This window comes from Nesterenkonia lacusekhoensis (assembly GCF_017876395.1).
Lineage (GTDB): Bacteria > Actinomycetota > Actinomycetes > Actinomycetales > Micrococcaceae > Nesterenkonia > Nesterenkonia lacusekhoensis.
The window spans coordinates 1,397,569-1,413,711 of record NZ_JAGINX010000001.1 but is presented as its reverse complement, the minus strand read 5'-3'; the positions used below and the strand labels follow the sequence as shown (position 1 = coordinate 1,413,711).

Annotated in this window: 14 protein-coding genes and 1 tRNA gene; 5 read left to right on the top strand and 10 right to left on the bottom strand. The window is 67.9% G+C overall.

The window, feature by feature from the left end; genetic code table 11:
- Nucleotides 1-3: 3 nt before the first annotated feature.
- On the top strand, nt 4-249 hold the full coding sequence (gene secG / locus JOF45_RS06690) for a preprotein translocase subunit SecG (RefSeq protein WP_210048662.1): 246 nt from the start codon (nt 4-6) through the stop codon (nt 247-249).
- On the opposite strand, the gene JOF45_RS13620 is transcribed toward secG, so the two are convergent.
- The 10 genes from JOF45_RS13620 to serB form a co-directional block, all read right to left on the bottom strand.
- Nucleotides 133-1,344, bottom strand: a complete 1,212-nt coding sequence (locus JOF45_RS13620) for an ABC transporter ATP-binding protein (protein ID WP_210048661.1) — start codon at nt 1,342-1,344, stop codon at nt 133-135. The two genes, secG and JOF45_RS13620, sit on opposite strands and share 117 nt — an antisense overlap.
- Nucleotides 1,345-1,357: 13 nt before the next feature.
- Nucleotides 1,358-2,998 carry an ABC transporter permease gene (locus tag JOF45_RS06680; RefSeq protein WP_210048660.1) on the bottom strand — a complete coding sequence of 547 codons (1,641 nt, stop codon included), beginning with the start codon at nt 2,996-2,998 and terminating at the stop codon, nt 1,358-1,360.
- Complete coding sequence (locus tag JOF45_RS06675) at nt 2,970-3,980, bottom strand: ABC transporter substrate-binding protein (protein ID WP_210048659.1); 1,011 nt, start codon at nt 3,978-3,980, stop codon at nt 2,970-2,972. The genes JOF45_RS06680 and JOF45_RS06675 overlap by 29 nt, the downstream gene beginning before the upstream one ends.
- Nucleotides 3,981-4,095: 115 nt before the next feature.
- Entirely contained in the window at nt 4,096-4,893 is a 798-nt protein-coding gene (gene pgl, locus JOF45_RS06670) for a 6-phosphogluconolactonase (RefSeq protein ID WP_210048658.1), read from the bottom strand.
- A 49-nt stretch (nt 4,894-4,942) separates the two neighbouring features.
- Nucleotides 4,943-5,896 (bottom strand): glucose-6-phosphate dehydrogenase assembly protein OpcA, encoded by a 954-nt coding sequence (locus JOF45_RS06665; protein ID WP_210048657.1) that lies wholly within the window; start codon nt 5,894-5,896, stop codon nt 4,943-4,945.
- Nucleotides 5,897-5,909: 13 nt separating this feature from the next.
- Nucleotides 5,910-7,466, bottom strand: a complete 1,557-nt coding sequence (gene zwf / locus JOF45_RS06660) for a glucose-6-phosphate dehydrogenase (protein ID WP_210048656.1) — start codon at nt 7,464-7,466, stop codon at nt 5,910-5,912.
- Between the two features lie 20 nt (nt 7,467-7,486).
- Entirely contained in the window at nt 7,487-9,148 is a 1,662-nt protein-coding gene (locus JOF45_RS06655) for a glucose-6-phosphate isomerase (RefSeq protein WP_210048655.1), read from the bottom strand.
- A 105-nt stretch (nt 9,149-9,253) separates the two neighbouring features.
- Entirely contained in the window at nt 9,254-10,378 is a 1,125-nt protein-coding gene (gene tal / locus JOF45_RS06650; RefSeq protein WP_210048654.1) for a transaldolase, read from the bottom strand.
- Between the two features lie 55 nt (nt 10,379-10,433).
- The gene (gene tkt / locus JOF45_RS06645; protein WP_210048653.1) at nt 10,434-12,545 is read right to left on the bottom strand and encodes a transketolase; all 2,112 of its coding nucleotides are present in this window, start codon (nt 12,543-12,545) and stop codon (nt 10,434-10,436) included.
- A 161-nt stretch (nt 12,546-12,706) separates the two neighbouring features.
- Nucleotides 12,707-13,678, bottom strand: coding sequence for a phosphoserine phosphatase SerB (serB, locus tag JOF45_RS06640; RefSeq protein WP_245324164.1), 972 nt, complete (start codon nt 13,676-13,678; stop codon nt 12,707-12,709).
- A 76-nt stretch (nt 13,679-13,754) separates the two neighbouring features.
- On the opposite strand from serB, the gene JOF45_RS06635 reads away from it, so the two are divergent.
- From JOF45_RS06635 to JOF45_RS06620, 4 genes are all read left to right on the top strand, one after another.
- Nucleotides 13,755-14,540 carry an ABC transporter ATP-binding protein gene (locus JOF45_RS06635; protein WP_210048652.1) on the top strand — a complete coding sequence of 262 codons (786 nt, stop codon included), beginning with the start codon at nt 13,755-13,757 and terminating at the stop codon, nt 14,538-14,540.
- 4 nt (nt 14,541-14,544) lie between these two features.
- Nucleotides 14,545-15,441 (top strand): sulfite exporter TauE/SafE family protein, encoded by an 897-nt coding sequence (locus JOF45_RS06630; RefSeq protein WP_210048651.1) that lies wholly within the window; start codon nt 14,545-14,547, stop codon nt 15,439-15,441.
- 127 nt (nt 15,442-15,568) lie between these two features.
- On the top strand, nt 15,569-15,826 hold the full coding sequence (locus tag JOF45_RS06625; protein ID WP_210048650.1) for a type B 50S ribosomal protein L31: 258 nt from the start codon (nt 15,569-15,571) through the stop codon (nt 15,824-15,826).
- Nucleotides 15,827-15,905: 79 nt separating this feature from the next.
- Nucleotides 15,906-15,991: transfer RNA gene (locus JOF45_RS06620), tRNA-Leu, on the top strand.
- Nucleotides 15,992-16,143: the final 152 nt, after the last annotated feature.

Here is a 16,143-nt window from a genome sequence, read left to right as displayed (position 1 = left end):
GCTGTGACCGCACTGTCCATCGCACTCCAGGTCACCCTGGCCCTGATCAGCCTGATGCTGATCCTGCTGATCCTCCTGCACAAGGGCCGCGGCGGCGGCATGTCTGACATGTTCGGCGGCGGCGTGACCTCGTCACTGGGATCCTCGGGCGTCGCCGAGCGGAACCTCAACCGGCTCACCATCACCCTGGGGATCCTCTGGGGCCTGATCGTGGTCGCGCTGGGACTGCTCATCCAAGTCTCCGCCTGAGACCTCCTCACCCGATCCGGCGGGGTAGAACACCCCGCCGATCACCTCTGCCCGCACCCGATCACCAGGGGCGGGGCGCCAACCCACCGTCTCGCCGCGCAGCCGTCGACCCGCCCAGCTGACCTCCACCTCGTGGACGTGCCGGCCGTACAGGCTCGAGACCACGTCTGCCTCAGCCCCTCGGGCCTCGTCACCCTCGGCAGGGGAGAGGAGCACATGGTGCGGGGCCACAGCCAGCTCTCCGACGCATGCGCCCGCGGCCTCTGTCTCGCTGTCCCGCTGCGGACGGGAGATCCTCTGCCGCGGCACCTCCAGCCCCAGCTGCTCGCAGCGGAACCCTTCGGAGTGCAGCTCGCCACCGAGCAGCGCGGCGTCCTGCAGGAACTGGGCCACGAAGCCTGAGGCCGGCCGCTCCATCACCTCCTCCGGGCCTCCGATCTGTTGGACGCGTCCATGATCCAGGACCACGATCCGATCGGCGACCGCAAGCGCCTCGGCGCGGTCATGGGTCACATGGACGACGGTGAGTCCCAGCCGTTTGGACATGGACTGCAGCTGGGCCCGCAGCGAGGCGCGCAGCGGCTCGTCCAAGGCGGAGAGCGCCTCATCCAACAGCAGCACGCGAGGCTGGTGGATGATGGCACGGGCGAGGGCCACACGCTGCCGCTGCCCGCCGGAGAGCTGATCGGGCCTGCGGCCGCCCATTCCGGCCAGGCCCACCATCTCCAGAGACTCCTCGACCCGAGCACGGCGCTCGGCTCGGCGGACTCCGGCCAGACGGAGCGGATACCCGATGTTCTCCGCCGCTTTCATATGGGGCCAAAGGGCATGCTGTTGGAAGACCATGCCCAGCCCACGTTGTTCCACAGCCGTGCTGTGCCTGGGGGAGGAGAGCACCTGCCCGTCGATGCTGATCGTCCCACCGCTGGGACGCAGGAAGCCGGCCAGGCTGCGCAGCAGAGTCGTCTTGCCGGAGCCGGAGGGGCCCACCAGCGCGATGATCTCTCCGTCGGCTATCTCCAGACTCACCGAGTCCAACGCGCGGTGGCCGTCGTCGAAGACCACGTCGACGGCGTCGAAGCGGACTGAACTCATCCTCGGATTCCTCTCATCGGGTGTGCAGACGGCGGGTGACCAGGCCCATGCCCAGCAGACCGGCCACGGTCACCAGCACGGACAGCGCGGCTGCGGAGCCGTAGGAGCCGGCCTGCTGCAGGTTGAAGATCGCCACACCGAGGGTCTGGGCGTTGGGAGCCAACAGCAATGCAGAGATGGTCAGCTCGCGCACCGCGGTCAGCAGCACGAGCAGAGCCCCGGCAGCGGCAGCGGGCAGAGCCAGCCGGACCGAGACATCGCTGAAGGCGCGCAGCGCTGAGGCACCGCTGACGCGTGCAGCCTCCTCCAATGCGGCGGACGTGGAGCGCAGCGGGGCCTCGATCGCCTGGACCACCAGGGCCAGGAAAGACATGACATAGGCCCACAGGATCAGCCAAGGGCTGTTGTAGAGGCCCAGATGGGGAGCCAGAAGCAGCCAGCCCACAGCGCCGATCAGACCGGGCACTGCCAGCGGGAGCAGGGAGACGCTGCGCAGCAGGCCGCGTCCGGGCAGCGAGGTCCGGGTCATCACTGTGCCGATGGCCAGTCCGGCCACCCCGGTGATCAGTGCGGCACCCAGGGCAAGAGTCACGCTCAGCTGCGCGCCCTCGGAGGCCCAGGGACTCTCCAGCACAGATCTGAAGTTGTCCAGACTCAGGTTCTCCCAGCTCAGCTCCACTCCCGGCGCAGGCAGCAGAGCCTGGATCAGCAGGGCGCTGAGCGGCAGCGCGGTGATCCCCAGGACAGCCGCCCAGGTGATCCCACCCAGCGCCCAGGGCCGCTTCAGCGTCAGCGGCGCGGGTCGGGAGCTCGAGGGCTCCAGGGAGTAGGAGGCCCGGGAGAAGCGCCGGATCAGCAGCATCCCCAGCGCGACGATGATCAGCAGCACGACGCCGACGCAGGCCGCCAGCTCCACGGGGTTCTCCACAGTGCCCGAGCGCACGAAGCGGTAGGCGATCGTCGCCAGCGTCTCGTAACGCTGGGGTCCTCCCACCAGCGCGGGGATGCCGAAGTCGGCCAGATTCGAGACCGTGACCAGGATGAAGGAGGACACCAGGGCAGGGCGGAGCAGCGGCAGGGTGATGTGGACCAGCGCGCGCCGGGACCCGGCACCTGAGGCTCGAGCGGCCTCCTCCAGCTCAGCAGGAATGCGAGCGAGGGCGGCGGTCAGCAGCAGATAGGCGATCGGATAGGAGTGCAGCGCCAGCAGCAGAACCACGCCGTCCCCACCGTAGATGGTCCACACCGGTCCGCCGAAGAGCTCCTCGGCCACGCTGTTGACCATCCCCGAAGGCCCGAACAGGCCGATCCAGCTGATCGCACCGATGAAGGGCGGGATCAGCAGCGGGCTCAGTGCCAGAATGCGCAGGGCGGTGCGGCCGGGCAGCTGTGTGTGCTCGATGGCCAGCACCAGCGCCAGCGCGAGGAGGACCGCCAGAACGCCGGAGAGCGTCGCAGAGCTCAGGCTGTTCCACGCGGCCGTGCCGACCGCCGGCTGGGCGAGCTCTCCGAGGCGCCCGCTGGCCACCCCGTAGAGAGCCACAGTGCCCAGCGGCACCAGGACGACGGCCAGGCAGAAGAGCCACAGCCCGGTATTGATCAGGCCCAGCGCGGGCAGGCTCCGTTCAGCCTCCGATGGTCGAGTCGAAGGCATCCAGCGCCTCGCCCTGGACCTCAGTGATCTCGGAGAGGTCCTCCTCCATGAAGGTGATCTCGTCCAGTGCCGGAGCGCCCTCGGGGCTTCCCGCGTCGTCGCGGACCGGCAGATAGTTCTGCTCCACGGCGTACTCCTGGCCGCGCTGGCTGATCACGTAGTCCACGAACGCCTGGGCGGCTTCGGCCTCCTCGGTGGCTTGGAAGATCCCGATGGGCTGGTAGATATAGGGCACGCCCTCCTCGGGGTAGGAGACCTCGACCGGGGAACCGGCATCGCGCAGGTCGCGCATCATGAAGTCCACGACGATGCCCACCGGCTGGCTGCCGTCGGCCACGGCCTGGCCCACCGGGCCGTTGGACTCCGCGATCACCGGGGCGTTGGCGCCGAGCTCGTCGAACCAGTCCTCGCCCAGGTCGTCCTGGAGATACCAGACTGCCGCATTGAAGGCGGCAGCCCCGGAGACCGCGGGATCGGGCAGTGTGATCTCGCCGTCGTACTCGGGGTCGGTGAGATCCTGCCAGGAGGCCGGGGCGGCGTCGTACTCGGCGGTGTTGTGGGCGATGACAGTCGGGATGATCCGGGTGCCGACGTACTGTCCCTCGGGGTCCTGCCACTGCTCGGGGACGGCGTCGAGCTCCTCGGGCTCGAGCTCCATGAGGAGACCATCCTCCTTGAACCCTTCGAAGGTGGGCGCGTCGGCGGCCAGAAAGACGTCGGCTCCGGGATCCCCGGCGTTGAGATCGGTCTCCAGGCGGGCGGTCAGATCCCCGGTGCCCGCACGGAAGACCTCCACCTCGATATCGGGCTCCACCTCGGCGAAGTCGGCGAGGAGCTCGTCGATCTTCTCCTGAGGCTCGGAGGTGTAGAGCGTGATGGTGGTGGCCTCAGAGCGGTCGTCGCCGGTGCCGCAGGCGCTCAGGAGCAGTCCTGCCAGAACGGTGGTCCCCAGTGCGGCCCGGCGTCGTACAGTCTGTGTCATAGTCCCTCTTCATCCGGCGGAGCGCGTAACACGCAGTGCCGATCAATTCTGCTGACGGCAGGTGAACCGGAGGTGACCGGCGGGCGAGACCGGACTGAGGAGGGGATGAACTCGCTCAGAGCTGAGCGGCGGCGGGCCTGTCCAGATGCCAGATGGTCTCGGCGGTACCGCGGGCGTTCTTGGCGGGGATCTGCTCCACCGCGGTCTCCTCGCGGAAGGCCAGACCGGCAGCCTCGGCCTTGTCCTCGCCGGTGACCACCATCCATACGCGCTCGGCGGTGTGGATGGCATCGAAGGTCAGCGAGACGCGCGGCGGAGGAGGCTTGGGGGAGTCCTCCTCGCCGACGGTGGTGCGTCCGGTGACCTCCAGTGACTCCTTGCCGGGGAAGAGGCTGGCGATATGACCGTCGGGGCCCACTCCCAGCAGGATCACGGCGAACCGCGGCAGCGCCAGCCCACAACGTCCGTCCGCCTCGGCGAAGGCCGCCAGGTGCTCGGCATACATCTCAGCGCCGACCTGCGGGCTGGCGGCATCCTCCGAGCTGGGCATGGGGTGCAGGTTCTCCGTGGGCATGCCGTGCTCGGAGACCAGTGCATCGGTGAGCGCATCGGCGGCCTGCTGGGCGTTGCGCTCACCGTCCTCGGTGGGAAGCAGACGCTCATCGCCCCACCAGAAGTGGACCTTTGTCCAGTCCGGCTTCTCCACACCGGGGGTGCCGGCCAGCTGGCGCAGCTGCTCCAGCACGGCGATGCCGGCCCCTCCGCCGGTCAGCGCGGCATGGGCGACGCCGTAGGTGTGGATCTCATCGACCAGTACGGCCAGCAGCCGCTCGGCCACGGTGCGGACCGCAGTGTCCTTGTCCGGATAGATCTCTGTGCGCGGAGCTGCGGCGGAGGTGTTGACTGCTGGCATGGCTGCACCCTTCATGTCCGAGGTTGTGGGAGGGGGTCGTGCGGGGCGGTCAGGCCGCGGTGCGGCAGACGGTGAGGTCCACGGAGGCCAGACCGCGGACGAGCACCTCACCGAAGACCTCGTCGGCGTCGAGCCGGCGCAGCTCTTCGGCCAGGCAGTCCTCCAGCGTCCGGTGCGGCATCGGAACCTGCTGCACCGGACCGTCGGGCAGGTGCAGAGAGGCGATGTCGCCGACGGGCCGGGACAGGACGATCTCATCGCCGCCGCGGCTGTCATCGCTCAGGTGCAGACGCACGCTGCTGAGCCCGTTGTCGGTGGCGCTGCGGTGCAGCCGCACCGGCACGTCCAGCGACTTCTGCAGCCAGGCGGCCAGCAGCACGGCGCTGGGAAGCTCCGGAGGAGTCTCCACCGTCACCGCGGTGACGGTGCGGGGGTCCATGGAGTCCAGGATGCTGGCCAGCTGGATGCGCCACCTGGTCAGACGGGTCCAGGCCAAGTCGGTGTCGCCGTCGTCGTAGGAGTGGGCCAGCCGTTCCAAGGTGGCCACCGGCGCGGCCGCCATGGCACTGTCGGTGATCCTGCGGTGTGCGATGCGACCGATCGGTGTGGCGCTGACATCCTCAGGGACTTCGTCGGCCCACCAGGCCACGATGGGTGCATCGGGCAGCAGCAGAGCAGAGATCATCGCCTCAGACTGCTCGGCCAGTTCGCCGCCGGCGTTGAGGATGAGGACCTCCGAGGCCCCGGCGTCACCTCCGACGCGGATCTGGGCGTCCAGGCGAGTCTCCTCGGAGGAGCTCCCCGAGGCCAGCACGATGATCCGGCAGGGATGTTCGCGGGAGGCGAGGTTCGCCGCGGCGATGGCCGGCTCGGCATTGTCCCTCGAAGCGAGGATCACCAGGGTCAGCACACGGGTGAGGGCGACCACGCCGCCGTCCTCCCGCAGCTCGGCCAGCTTCTTGGAGACCTTGGAGGTGGTGGTGTCAGGGATGTCGACGATCATTGCGACCTCTTTCTCACGGCCTGCGCCAGGTGCGTCCGTCGCGGGCCAGCAGCTCATGGGCGGAATCCGGGCCCCAGCTGCCTGGGGCGTAGGGCTCCGGCTGGGATTCCAGGGATTCCCAGTGCTCCTCGAAGGGATCAAGGATCTTCCAGGAGAGCTCGACCTCCTCATGACGGGGGAACAGCGGGGGCTCGCCCAGCAGGACATCCAGGATGAGGCGTTCGTAGGCTTCAGGGCTGTCCTCGGTGAAGGCATGTCCATAGCCGAAGTCCATGGTCACATCACGGACCTCCATCTGGGTGCCCGGCACCTTGGAGGCGAAGCGGATGGTGGCGCCCTCATCCGGCTGCACGCGGATGACCACGGCGTTCTGGCCGAACTCGTCGTCCTCGTGGTCCTGGAAGAGCAGGTTGGGAGCGCGCTTGAAGATCACGGCGATCTCAGTCACTCGACGTCCCAGACGCTTGCCGGCCCGCAGGTAGAAGGGGACCCCCGCCCAGCGGCGTGTGTTGATGTCCAGCTTCAGCGCGGCGTAGGTCTCGGTCTTGGACTCCGGGTTGAAGCCCTCCTCGTCGAGGAAGCCGACCACCTTCTCCCCGCCCTGCCAGCCGGAGGTGTACTGGCCCCGGGCTGAGGCGGCGCCCAGGTCCTCCGGCAGCTTCACCGCGGCCAGCACCTTCTCCTTCTCAGCACGCAGATGATCCGCATCGAAGGAGATGGGCTCCTCCATGGCGGTCAGCGCCAGGAGCTGGAGCAGGTGGTTCTGGATGACGTCGCGGGCCGCACCCACACCGTCGTAGTAGCTGGCCCGTCCGCCGATGCCGATGTCCTCGGCCATGGTGATCTGGACATGATCCACATGCTGGTTGTTCCAGAGCGGCTCGAAGAGCTGGTTGGCGAAGCGCAGTGCCAGCAGGTTCTGGACCGTCTCCTTGCCCAGGTAGTGGTCGATCCGGAAGACCGCATCCGGAGGGAACACCTCCTCGACCACGCGGTTGAGCTCCCGGGCGGACTCCAGGTCATGTCCGAAGGGCTTCTCGATGACCACGCGGCTCCAGGGCTGCTGGGCAGAGCCCGACGGCGACTGCACCTGATCGCGTGAGGCCAACCCGTGGGCGGCCAGCTTCTGGCAGACCACTTCGAAGGAGTTCGGCGGGATGGACAGGTAGAAGGCGTGGTTGCCCCGCGTGCCGCGGGAGGTCTCCAGCTCCTTGAGGGTCTCGCCGAGCCGAGCGAAGGCATCATCGTCGTCGAAGCCCTCGCCCTGGACGAAGCGCAGACCGGCAGAGAGCTGGTCCCAGACGCGCTGGTCGAAGGCGGTGCGTGCCGAGGCCTTCACATGGCCGAGGACCTCCTCGGCGAACTGCTCATGGGTCCACTCTCGGCGCCCGAAGCCCACCAGGGAGAAGCTCGGCGGGAGGAGGCCCCGGTTGGCCAGGTCATAGATCGCCGGCAGCAGCTTCTTGCGTGCCAGATCGCCGGTGACGCCGAACATCACCATGGCGCTGGGTCCGGCGATCCGGTTCAGCCGACGATCGCGCGGATCGCGCAGCGGGTTGCCGTTCTTCATATCCGGCTTGTTCCTCCTGCTCAGGAAAGTGAGTCGACGGCGTCGGTGAGCTGCTGCAGGCCCGCGGCGCGGTCCCTCAGGTGAAGCTGGACCACAGGCATGCCGTGGCCTGCCAGGACCTGTGCGTCCCCATCGGCCTGGGCTGAGATCAGCTGGCTCAGGGTGAACGGCCGCTGAGGCACCTCGAGGTCCTCTGCGGCTCCGGCGGTGATCTGCAGGAAGACCCCGACGTGGGGGCCGCCCTTGTGGAACTGTCCGGTGGAGTGCAGGAAGCGCGGTCCCCAGCCGAAGGTGGTGGGCCGGCCGGCCGCAGCGGCCAGCTGCGGCCGGATCTCCTCCAGGGAAGCCTCTGCGATGCGGTCCAGATAGGCCATCACGGCGAGGTAGCCGTCGGAGGGCAGCTGCTCCAGCAGGGAGCCCAGGACCTCTGAGACGGTCTGGCCGGTCACAGACTCTGTTCCGGAGACGCGGATCTCCACGGCCCCGTCGACCACCGGTTCTGCGGTCTCGGGTGCGGGAGAGTCCAGCAGACCGCGGGCAGCCTTCTTGGCGGACTCGACGTCGGGCTGGTCGAAGGGATTGATGCCCAGCAGGGAGCCTGCCACGGCGGTGGCGATCTCCCAGAGCATGAACTGGGCGCCCAGGCTTCCCCCGGTGCGCACCACGTGGGGGCTGACCACGGTGTCGGCGTCGTCGCCGTCCACCGAAGCGCCGTCCTCGGCGTCGACGTCGATGATCTGGGTGATCAGCAGGTCCTCGGCGTCGGTGTGCAGCTCGGGCTCACCGTCGGCGACGATGACCGGCAGCACGCCGGTCCCCTCTTTGCCCGTGGACTCGGCGATCAGCTGCTCGATCCAGGCGCCCAGGCCCACCAGCGGAGAACCGGCATCAGTGATGACCAGCTTGTTGCGCAGCACTCCGTCCGGACGGGAGGACAGGGAGCCACCGATGGCGGATCCCAGCTGCAGGCCAGGGTTGGAGGAGTCGTCCTCGGCCAGCACGGCCATCGTCTCCTCGGCGTCCTCCAGCAGAGCCTCGACGTCGGCACCGGCCAGTCCGGCCGGGACCAGGCCGAACGCGGTCAGGGCGGAGTAGCGCCCGCCCACGCTCGGGTCGGCCTCGAAGATGGCGCGGACTCCGGCCTCGGCGGACTGCTCGGCCAGCGGTGAGCCCGGGTCGGTGACCACCACGGTGCGGGCCTGGGCGTCGATGCCGGCTTCGCTCAGAGCCTGCTGGACGATGCGCCGCTGGGAATCGGTCTCCACGGTGGAGCCGGACTTGGAGGAGACCACCAGCACGGTGCGCTCCAGGGATTCGGAGATCACGGCGGCGACCTGCTGCGGATCGGTGGAGTCCAGGACGGTCAGCTCCACGCCGTCTGTGGCGCAGATGACCTCGGGCGCCAGGGAGGAGCCGCCCATGCCGGCGAGGACCACGCGGTCCACGCCCTCTGCGGCGAGCTCCTCACGCAGTGCGGCGATGCGGGGGAGCAGGGAGCGGGAGTCCTCGAACAGGCTCACCCAGCCCAGACGCTTCGAAGCCTCGTCCTCTGCGGCGGTTCCCCACAGAGTGTGGTCCTGGGCTGCCAGCCGTGAGGCGAACTCGTGATCCACCAGTCCCGGGACGTGATGGTCGGCGGCTTCGCGGGCGGCGCCGCGGAGGCTCAGCGAAAGCGAACTCATGATCTGTGCATCCTTTCGGGTGAAGGGTCAGGCTGTCAGCCCTGACCGGTGCCCCGGCACGCTGCGCGGCGAGCAGGGACGGGGCACCGTACAGAGCGGACAGCCTCAGCTGTCGTTGCGCTTGAGGCCCTCGGTGATGGTTCCGAGCAGGCCTTCCCAGGACTTGTCGAACTTGGACAGTCCGTCAGCCTCCAGGTGATCGACCACCTCGCGGTAGCTGATCCCGGCGGCGGAGATGCCGTCGAGGACCCGGTTGGACTCCACGTAGGTGTCGGTCATGGTGTCGCCGTCGATCTCGCCGTGGTCGGCCAGTGCGTTCAGCGTCTTCTCCGGCATCGTGTTCACCACTCCCGCTGCGGCCAGCTCCGTCACGTAGAGGGTGTCCGAGAGGTTGGGGTCCTTGGTGCCGGTGGAGGCCAGCAGCAGGCGCTGCGGGTGGGCACCGCGATCAGCCAGCAGCTGCCAGCGCTCGGAGCTGAAGGACTCTCCGGCGATCTGGTGGGCCAGGCGGGCGTTGGCGATGGCGGCCTGGCTCCGAAGCTTCTCGGTGCCGGGCTTGCCCTCTTCCGCGGCCAGCTCCAGACGCTTGTCGACTTCGCCGTCCACGCGGGATACGAAGAAGGAAGCCACCGAGTGGATCTTCGACAGATCGCGGCCGGCGGCGTGGGCCTTCTCCAGGCCCAGCATGAAGGCGTTGATGACCGCGCGGTAGCGCTCCAGCGAGAAGATCAGGGTCACGTTGACGCTGATGCCCTCGGCGAGGGTCGCGGCGATGGCCTCGATGCCCTCCACCGTGGCGGGAATCTTGATCATCACGTTCTCACGGCCCACTGCGTCGTAGAGACGCTTGGCCTCAGCGATCGTCGCGTCGGCGTCGCGAGCCATGCGTGGGTCCACCTCGATGGAGACGCGGCCGTCCACGCCGTCGGTGGCGGCGTGGACTCCGGCGAAGACGTCGCAGGCCTCGCGCACATCAGAGGTGGTGATCTCGAAGACCGCCTGCTCGGCGTCGGCGCCCTTGGCCGCCAGCTCTGCGAGCTGCTGCTCATAGGCCTCGCCGTTCTGGAGGGCGGACTCGAAGATCGTGGGGTTGGTGGTCACACCGACCACGTTGTGGGTCTCGATGAGCTGAGCCAGCGAGCCGGAGTTCAGCCGCTCGCGGGACAGATCGTCGAGCCAGATGGAGACGCCCACATCGGAGAGGGCCTGGGTGTTCGGGTTTGCAGTCATGGAGTGTTCTCCTGTTCCGAGATCTGAGTTCTGGCGCGGCCGTGTCTGACCGGAGTCAGGAGGCCGCAGCGATGGACTCCTGAGCCGCGGCGGCCACGGCCTCGGAGGTGATGCCGAACTCCTTGTAGAGGGTCTTGTAGTCGGCCGAGGCGCCGAAGTGGTCGAGACCGACCACACGGCCGGCGTCGCCGACGTAGCGGTACCAGGTCATCGGGTGCCCTGCCTCCACGGCCACGCGTGCCTTCACCGAGGACGGGATGACCTTCTCGCGGTAGTCGGCATCCTGCCCATCGAACCACTCCAGGCAGGGGGCGGAGACCACGCGGGCGGCCACGCCCTCCTCGGCGAGGGATTCGCGGGCCTCGACGGCCAACTCCACCTCGGATCCGGTGGCGATCAGCACGACGTCGGGGGTCACCACGGCGCCGTCCCGGACCGCTTCGGCCAGGACATAGGCGCCCTTGGCCGCACCCTCGACCGAGCCGAACTCGGTGGCGGTGGCCTCTCCGGCTCCGCGGGCGAAGGTGGCGATGCCCTGGCGGGTCAGGGCCAGGCCGGCAGGCCGCTCGGAGCTCTTGAGGACCTCGCGCCAGGCCACAGCCACCTCGTTGGCGTCGCCGGGGCGGACCACGTCCAGGTTCGGGATGGCGCGCAGGCTGGTCAGCTGCTCGACCGGCTGATGGGTCGGACCGTCCTCGCCCAGACCGATGGAGTCGTGGGTCCAGACGAAGATCGATCCCACGCCCATCAGTGCGGCCAGCCGGACGGCGGGGCGCTGATAGTCGGAGAAGATCAGGAAGGTGCCGTTGTAGGTGCGCAGCGGAACGGAGAGCTGGATGCCGTTGGTGATGGCCGCGGCGGCATGCTCGCGGATGCCGAAGTGCAGGTTCCGTCCGTAGGGGTTGCCCTCGAACTTATCGGTGGAGCGATCGCTCGGCACGAAGGACGGGGAGCCGGAGAGGATGGTGTTGTTCGAACCGGCCAGGTCGGCGGAGCCGCCCCAGAGCTCGGGCAGCACCTCGGCGACGGCGTTGAGCACCTTGCCGGAGGCCGCACGGGTGGCGACGGCCTCGCCGGCGGGGAACTCCGGAAGCTCGGACTCCCAGCCCTCGGGCAGCCGGCCCTCGGAGAGGCGGTCGAAGAGTTCGGCGGACTCCGGGTTGGCCTCGCGCCAGGCCTGGAATCCCTTCTCCCACTCCTGACGGGTCTCGAGGCTTCGCTGCTTGATCTCCCGTGCGTGGGCGATGACCTCATCGTCCACGTGGAAGTGCTGCTCGGGGTCGAAGCCCAGTGCCGTCTTCAGGCCCTCGAGCTCCTCGCCGCCGAGCTTGGCGCCGTGGATCCCGCCGGTGTTCTGCTTGGTGGGGGCCGGCCAGCCGATCACAGTCCGCAGCGCGATCAGTGAGGGCTTGGAGGTCTCGGCCTTGGCGGCGTCGAGGGCGCGGGAGAGCTCCTCGACATCCTCGGCGTAGTCGCCGGTCTTCAGCCAGTCCACCCGCTGGACGTGCCAGCCGTAGGCCTCATAGCGGGCCAGGACGTCCTCGGTGAAGGCGATGTCGGTGTCGTCCTCGATGGAGATCTTGTTGTCGTCCCAGATGACGTTGAGGTTGCCCAGCTCCTGGTGCCCGGCCAGCGAGGAGGCCTCAGAGGTGACGCCCTCCTGCAGATCGCCGTCGGAGGCGATGACCCACACGTTGTGGTCGAAGGGAGACTCGCCAGCGGCAGCCTCGGCATCGAGCAGTCCGCGGAAGCGGCGCTGGCCGTAGGCGAAGCCCACGGCCGAGGCCAGGCCCTGGCCCAGCGGGCCGGTGGTGATCTCGACGCCGTCGGTGTGGCCGTACTCGGGGTGGCCCGGGGTCTTGGAGTCCCAGGTGCGCAGGGCCTTGATGTCGTCGAGCTCCAGGCCGTATCCGGAGAAGTAGAGCTGCAGATAGAGGGTCAGTGAGGTGTGACCGGGGGAGAGGATGAAACGGTCGCGGCCGATCCACGTCGGATCCGAGGGGTCATGCTTCATGACCTTCTGGAAGAGCAGGTAGGCGGCCGGGGCCAGCGACATCGCCGTACCGGGGTGGCCGGAGCCGACCTTCTCCACGGCGTCTGCGGCCAGCACGCGCAGCGTGTCGACCGCGCGCTTGTCCAGGTCGGTGAATACGGCTTGATCGGTCACTGAGTTTCCTCCAAATGAATGTGTGACAGTTGACAACGAGGATCGTGCACATCGTTGTACCACGCTGTTCCTCAGCCTACCGCCGATGAGCCTATTTCTCTCCCATGATCAGGAGATTGCCGAAGGCTCACAGCGCTGCGGCCGGGAGCTGAATCCCTCCTCTAGAGACCCAGCGCCAGAGCGACGAGCTCCAGCGAACGATGCCTGATGACCAGGTCCGCCTGTTCGGCCAGTGCGGGCTTGGGACAGAACGCGACGCCGACGCCGGCGGCGGTGACCATGTCGAGGTCGTTGGCGCCGTCGCCGATCGCCACGACCTGGTGGGGCTGCAGGCCGTGCTCAGCGCAGCGGGCCAGCAGGTATTCCTTCTTCGCCGCGCGGTCGACCACCGCGCCCTCCACCGTCCCGGCCAGCGCGCCCTGATCGATGCTGAGATCGTTGGCGTGGAAGCCGGCCAGGCCCAATCGGCCGGCCAGCGGCTCGAGGACCTGGAGGAAGCCTCCGGAGACGGCGTAGGCGGGCCATGCTTTGGCGGCGAAGGCGCCGATCAGCGCGTGGGCGCCCTGTGTGGGGGTGACGGCGTCCACGGCGGCATCGATGACCGAGCTGGGCAGTCCCTCCAGCGTGGCCACCCGGGCATGGAGGGACTGGGTGAAGTCCAGCTCGCCGCGCATGGCGCGTTCGGTGACCGCGGCGACTTCGGCCTCGCGGCCGGCGTGGCGGGCCAGAAGCTCGATGACCTCCTGGTCGATCAGCGTGGAGTCGACGTCCATCAGCAGCGCCGCGCCGGAGTCGGGGGCCGGTCGGTGCTGGACGGGCAGGACGGTGGAGGTGACGTGCTCGGGGCCACCGTTGGTCTCGGCGAGGATCCCGACTGCGTCCTCGAACAGGGCCTCGATGAGCTGGGAGCCGAAGGAGTCGTCGGCGTCATCCAACGTCACGGACCACCGCACCGCCTGGGCGGTGCCGTCGGCGCCGTCGGTCTCGCGCAGGGCGACCTCGCGCAGCTCCACACTGTGGACGGCGCCTCGGCGTTCGAACTCCTTGGTCAGCGAACGCATCAGCGCAGCGTCGAGGTGTTCGGCCGCCAGCATCGCGACCGTCCCGGCGGGCAGATCAGGAGAGTGGGTCATCACCGGACCACCCTATAGCCTCAGCGGCCGGTGGGTTCGGCATGAGCGGCATCGACTCTTCGATAGTGTTATCCGCATGAGTTCAGTGCTCGATATCCGACATGCCACCGTGCGCCGTGGCCGCAAGCTTCTGCTCGATGACGTCTCCTGGACCGTGGGCGCCGATGAGCGCTGGGTGGTAATGGGTCCCAACGGGGCCGGAAAGAGCACCCTGATGCAGCTGGCGGCGGCTCAGATGTTCCCCACCTCCGGCAGCGTCTCCGTGTTGGAGGAGACGCTCGGCGCGGTGGACGTCTTCGAGCTGCGTCCGAGGATCGGCTTCTGCTCCAATGCGGTGGCCAACACCATTCCACCGCGTGAGACGGCGCTCAATGCGGTGGTCACCGCGGCCTACGGAGTCACCGGACGCTGGCGCGAGGACTACGAGAGGCTCGACGAGCGCCGCGCCTTCGACCTGCTCAACACGTGGGGAGTGGGCACGGTCTTCGATCGCCCCTTCTCCACCCTCTCGGAGGGGGAGCGCAAGCGTGTGCAGATCGCTCGTGCGCTGATGACCGACCCGGAGCTGCTGCTCTTCGACGAACCCGGTGCCGGACTGGACCTGGCCGGCCGTGAGTCCCTGGTGGCTTCGATGGCTGAGCTGGTCGCGTGGGAGGATGCGCCGACCTCCGTGCTGGTGACCCATCACTTGGAGGAGATCCCTCAAGGCTTCACCCATGTGCTGCTCCTGCGTGACGGGCAGGTCGTCAGCGCTGGGCCGATGGGCGAGACGCTGACCGCTGAGAACCTCTCGAGAACCTTTGACATGCCGCTGGACCTGGTGGAACGTTCGGGCCGCTACAGCGCTTTTATGAAACAGTAGTTTCATGGACGCTCTTCTCGATTTCAGTCTGAACGGCCTCGGCCTGGGGGCGCTGCTTCTGGTGCTGCTGGCCGGCATCTGGGCCGGTGCGATCAACACGGTGGTCGGCTCCGGGACGCTGGTGACCTTCCCGGTGCTGGTGGCGATGGGTGTGCCTCCCGTCTCGGCCACCGTCTCCAACGCCATGGGTCTGATCGCCGGAAACTTCACCGGGGCCTGGGGCTATCGGCGGGAGATCCGGCAGGTCAGGAGCATTCTGGCCAAGCTGATCCCGGCGTCGCTGGTGGGCGGCGTCATCGGCGCCACGCTGCTGATCACGCTGCCGGAGGAGGTCTTCGGCCGTGCCGCTCCGGTCCTGATCATCATCTCGCTGGCCTTCGTCATCCTGCAGCCCCGGCTCTCCCGCTGGGTGAAGGCCCGCGCGGCCCGCCGTGAGCAGCCGATGGATGCCGAAGAGGGCGAGGAACGCGATGTCTCAGAGGAGAGGAAGTCGCCCTCGATGCCGGCAGTGGGCCTGGTGCTAACCCTGCTGGTCTTCCTCGCCGGGATCTACGGCGGCTACTTCGTGGCCGCCCAGGGGATCCTGCTCATGGCCATCCTCGGCATCTTCCTGGCGGCGAACATCCAACAGGCCAACGGCGTGAAGAACCTGTTGGTGGCCGTGGTGAACCTGACCGCTGCGATCAGCTACGTCATCGTCGACTTCCTGATCCGAGAGCCCGACGACCGCGTGATCCTCTGGGGAGTGGTGCTGATCATCGCAGTGGGCTCCACCGTGGGTGGGCTGATCGGTGCCTGGGTCGGGCGCCGTCTGTCACCGGTGGTGCTGCGCACTGTCATCGTGACGCTGGGCCTGGTGGCGCTGGCCGTCATGCTCAACAACCTCTTCGGCTGGGTCTGACCGGTCTGATACAGTAGATCGCTGGCACATCTGTGCCTGAAACTTCCATCTCCTACAGCTTCTGGCGGCTTCGCCTCAGACCGAGTCTGCTCAGCGAAGACCAGCGGCACAAGAAAAGGACACCATCATGAAGAAGGACGCCCACCCGCAGTACCAGCCGGTCATCTTCAACGACCTCTCCTCCGGCGAGAAGGTCCTGACCCGCTCCACCGCTTCCTCCGACAAGACTATGGAGTGGGAGGACGGCAACACCTACCCGGTCATCGACGTCGAGATCTCCGCTGCTTCGCACCCGTTCTACACCGGTAAGCAGCGCATCATGGACTCCGCAGGCCGCGTGGACAAGTTCAACAAGCGCTTCAAGGGCTTCGGCAAGAAGTCCTGATCTCGATTAGAGATCGCGGCTGTCCTCGTGCTAAGCTCTCTTGGTCGCGCTGATCAGCAGAGACGCGGACAGCCCACCTGCGCGGGTGGCGGAATAGGTAGACGCGCTAGCTTGAGGTGCTAGTCCTCGTATAAGAGGGTAGGGGTTCAAGTCCCCTTCCGCGCACTGGCCCAGAACGGGAGAAATCCCGCTCTGACAAGGCCGAATGTACTGCAAGGCCCCGATCCGAGTTGCTACGGATCGGGGCCTTGCTTTGTCTCCACATGGGAGCGTGTCACAAAAACGTGTCACAACCTGCGGCCTGCAATGGTTGCTAT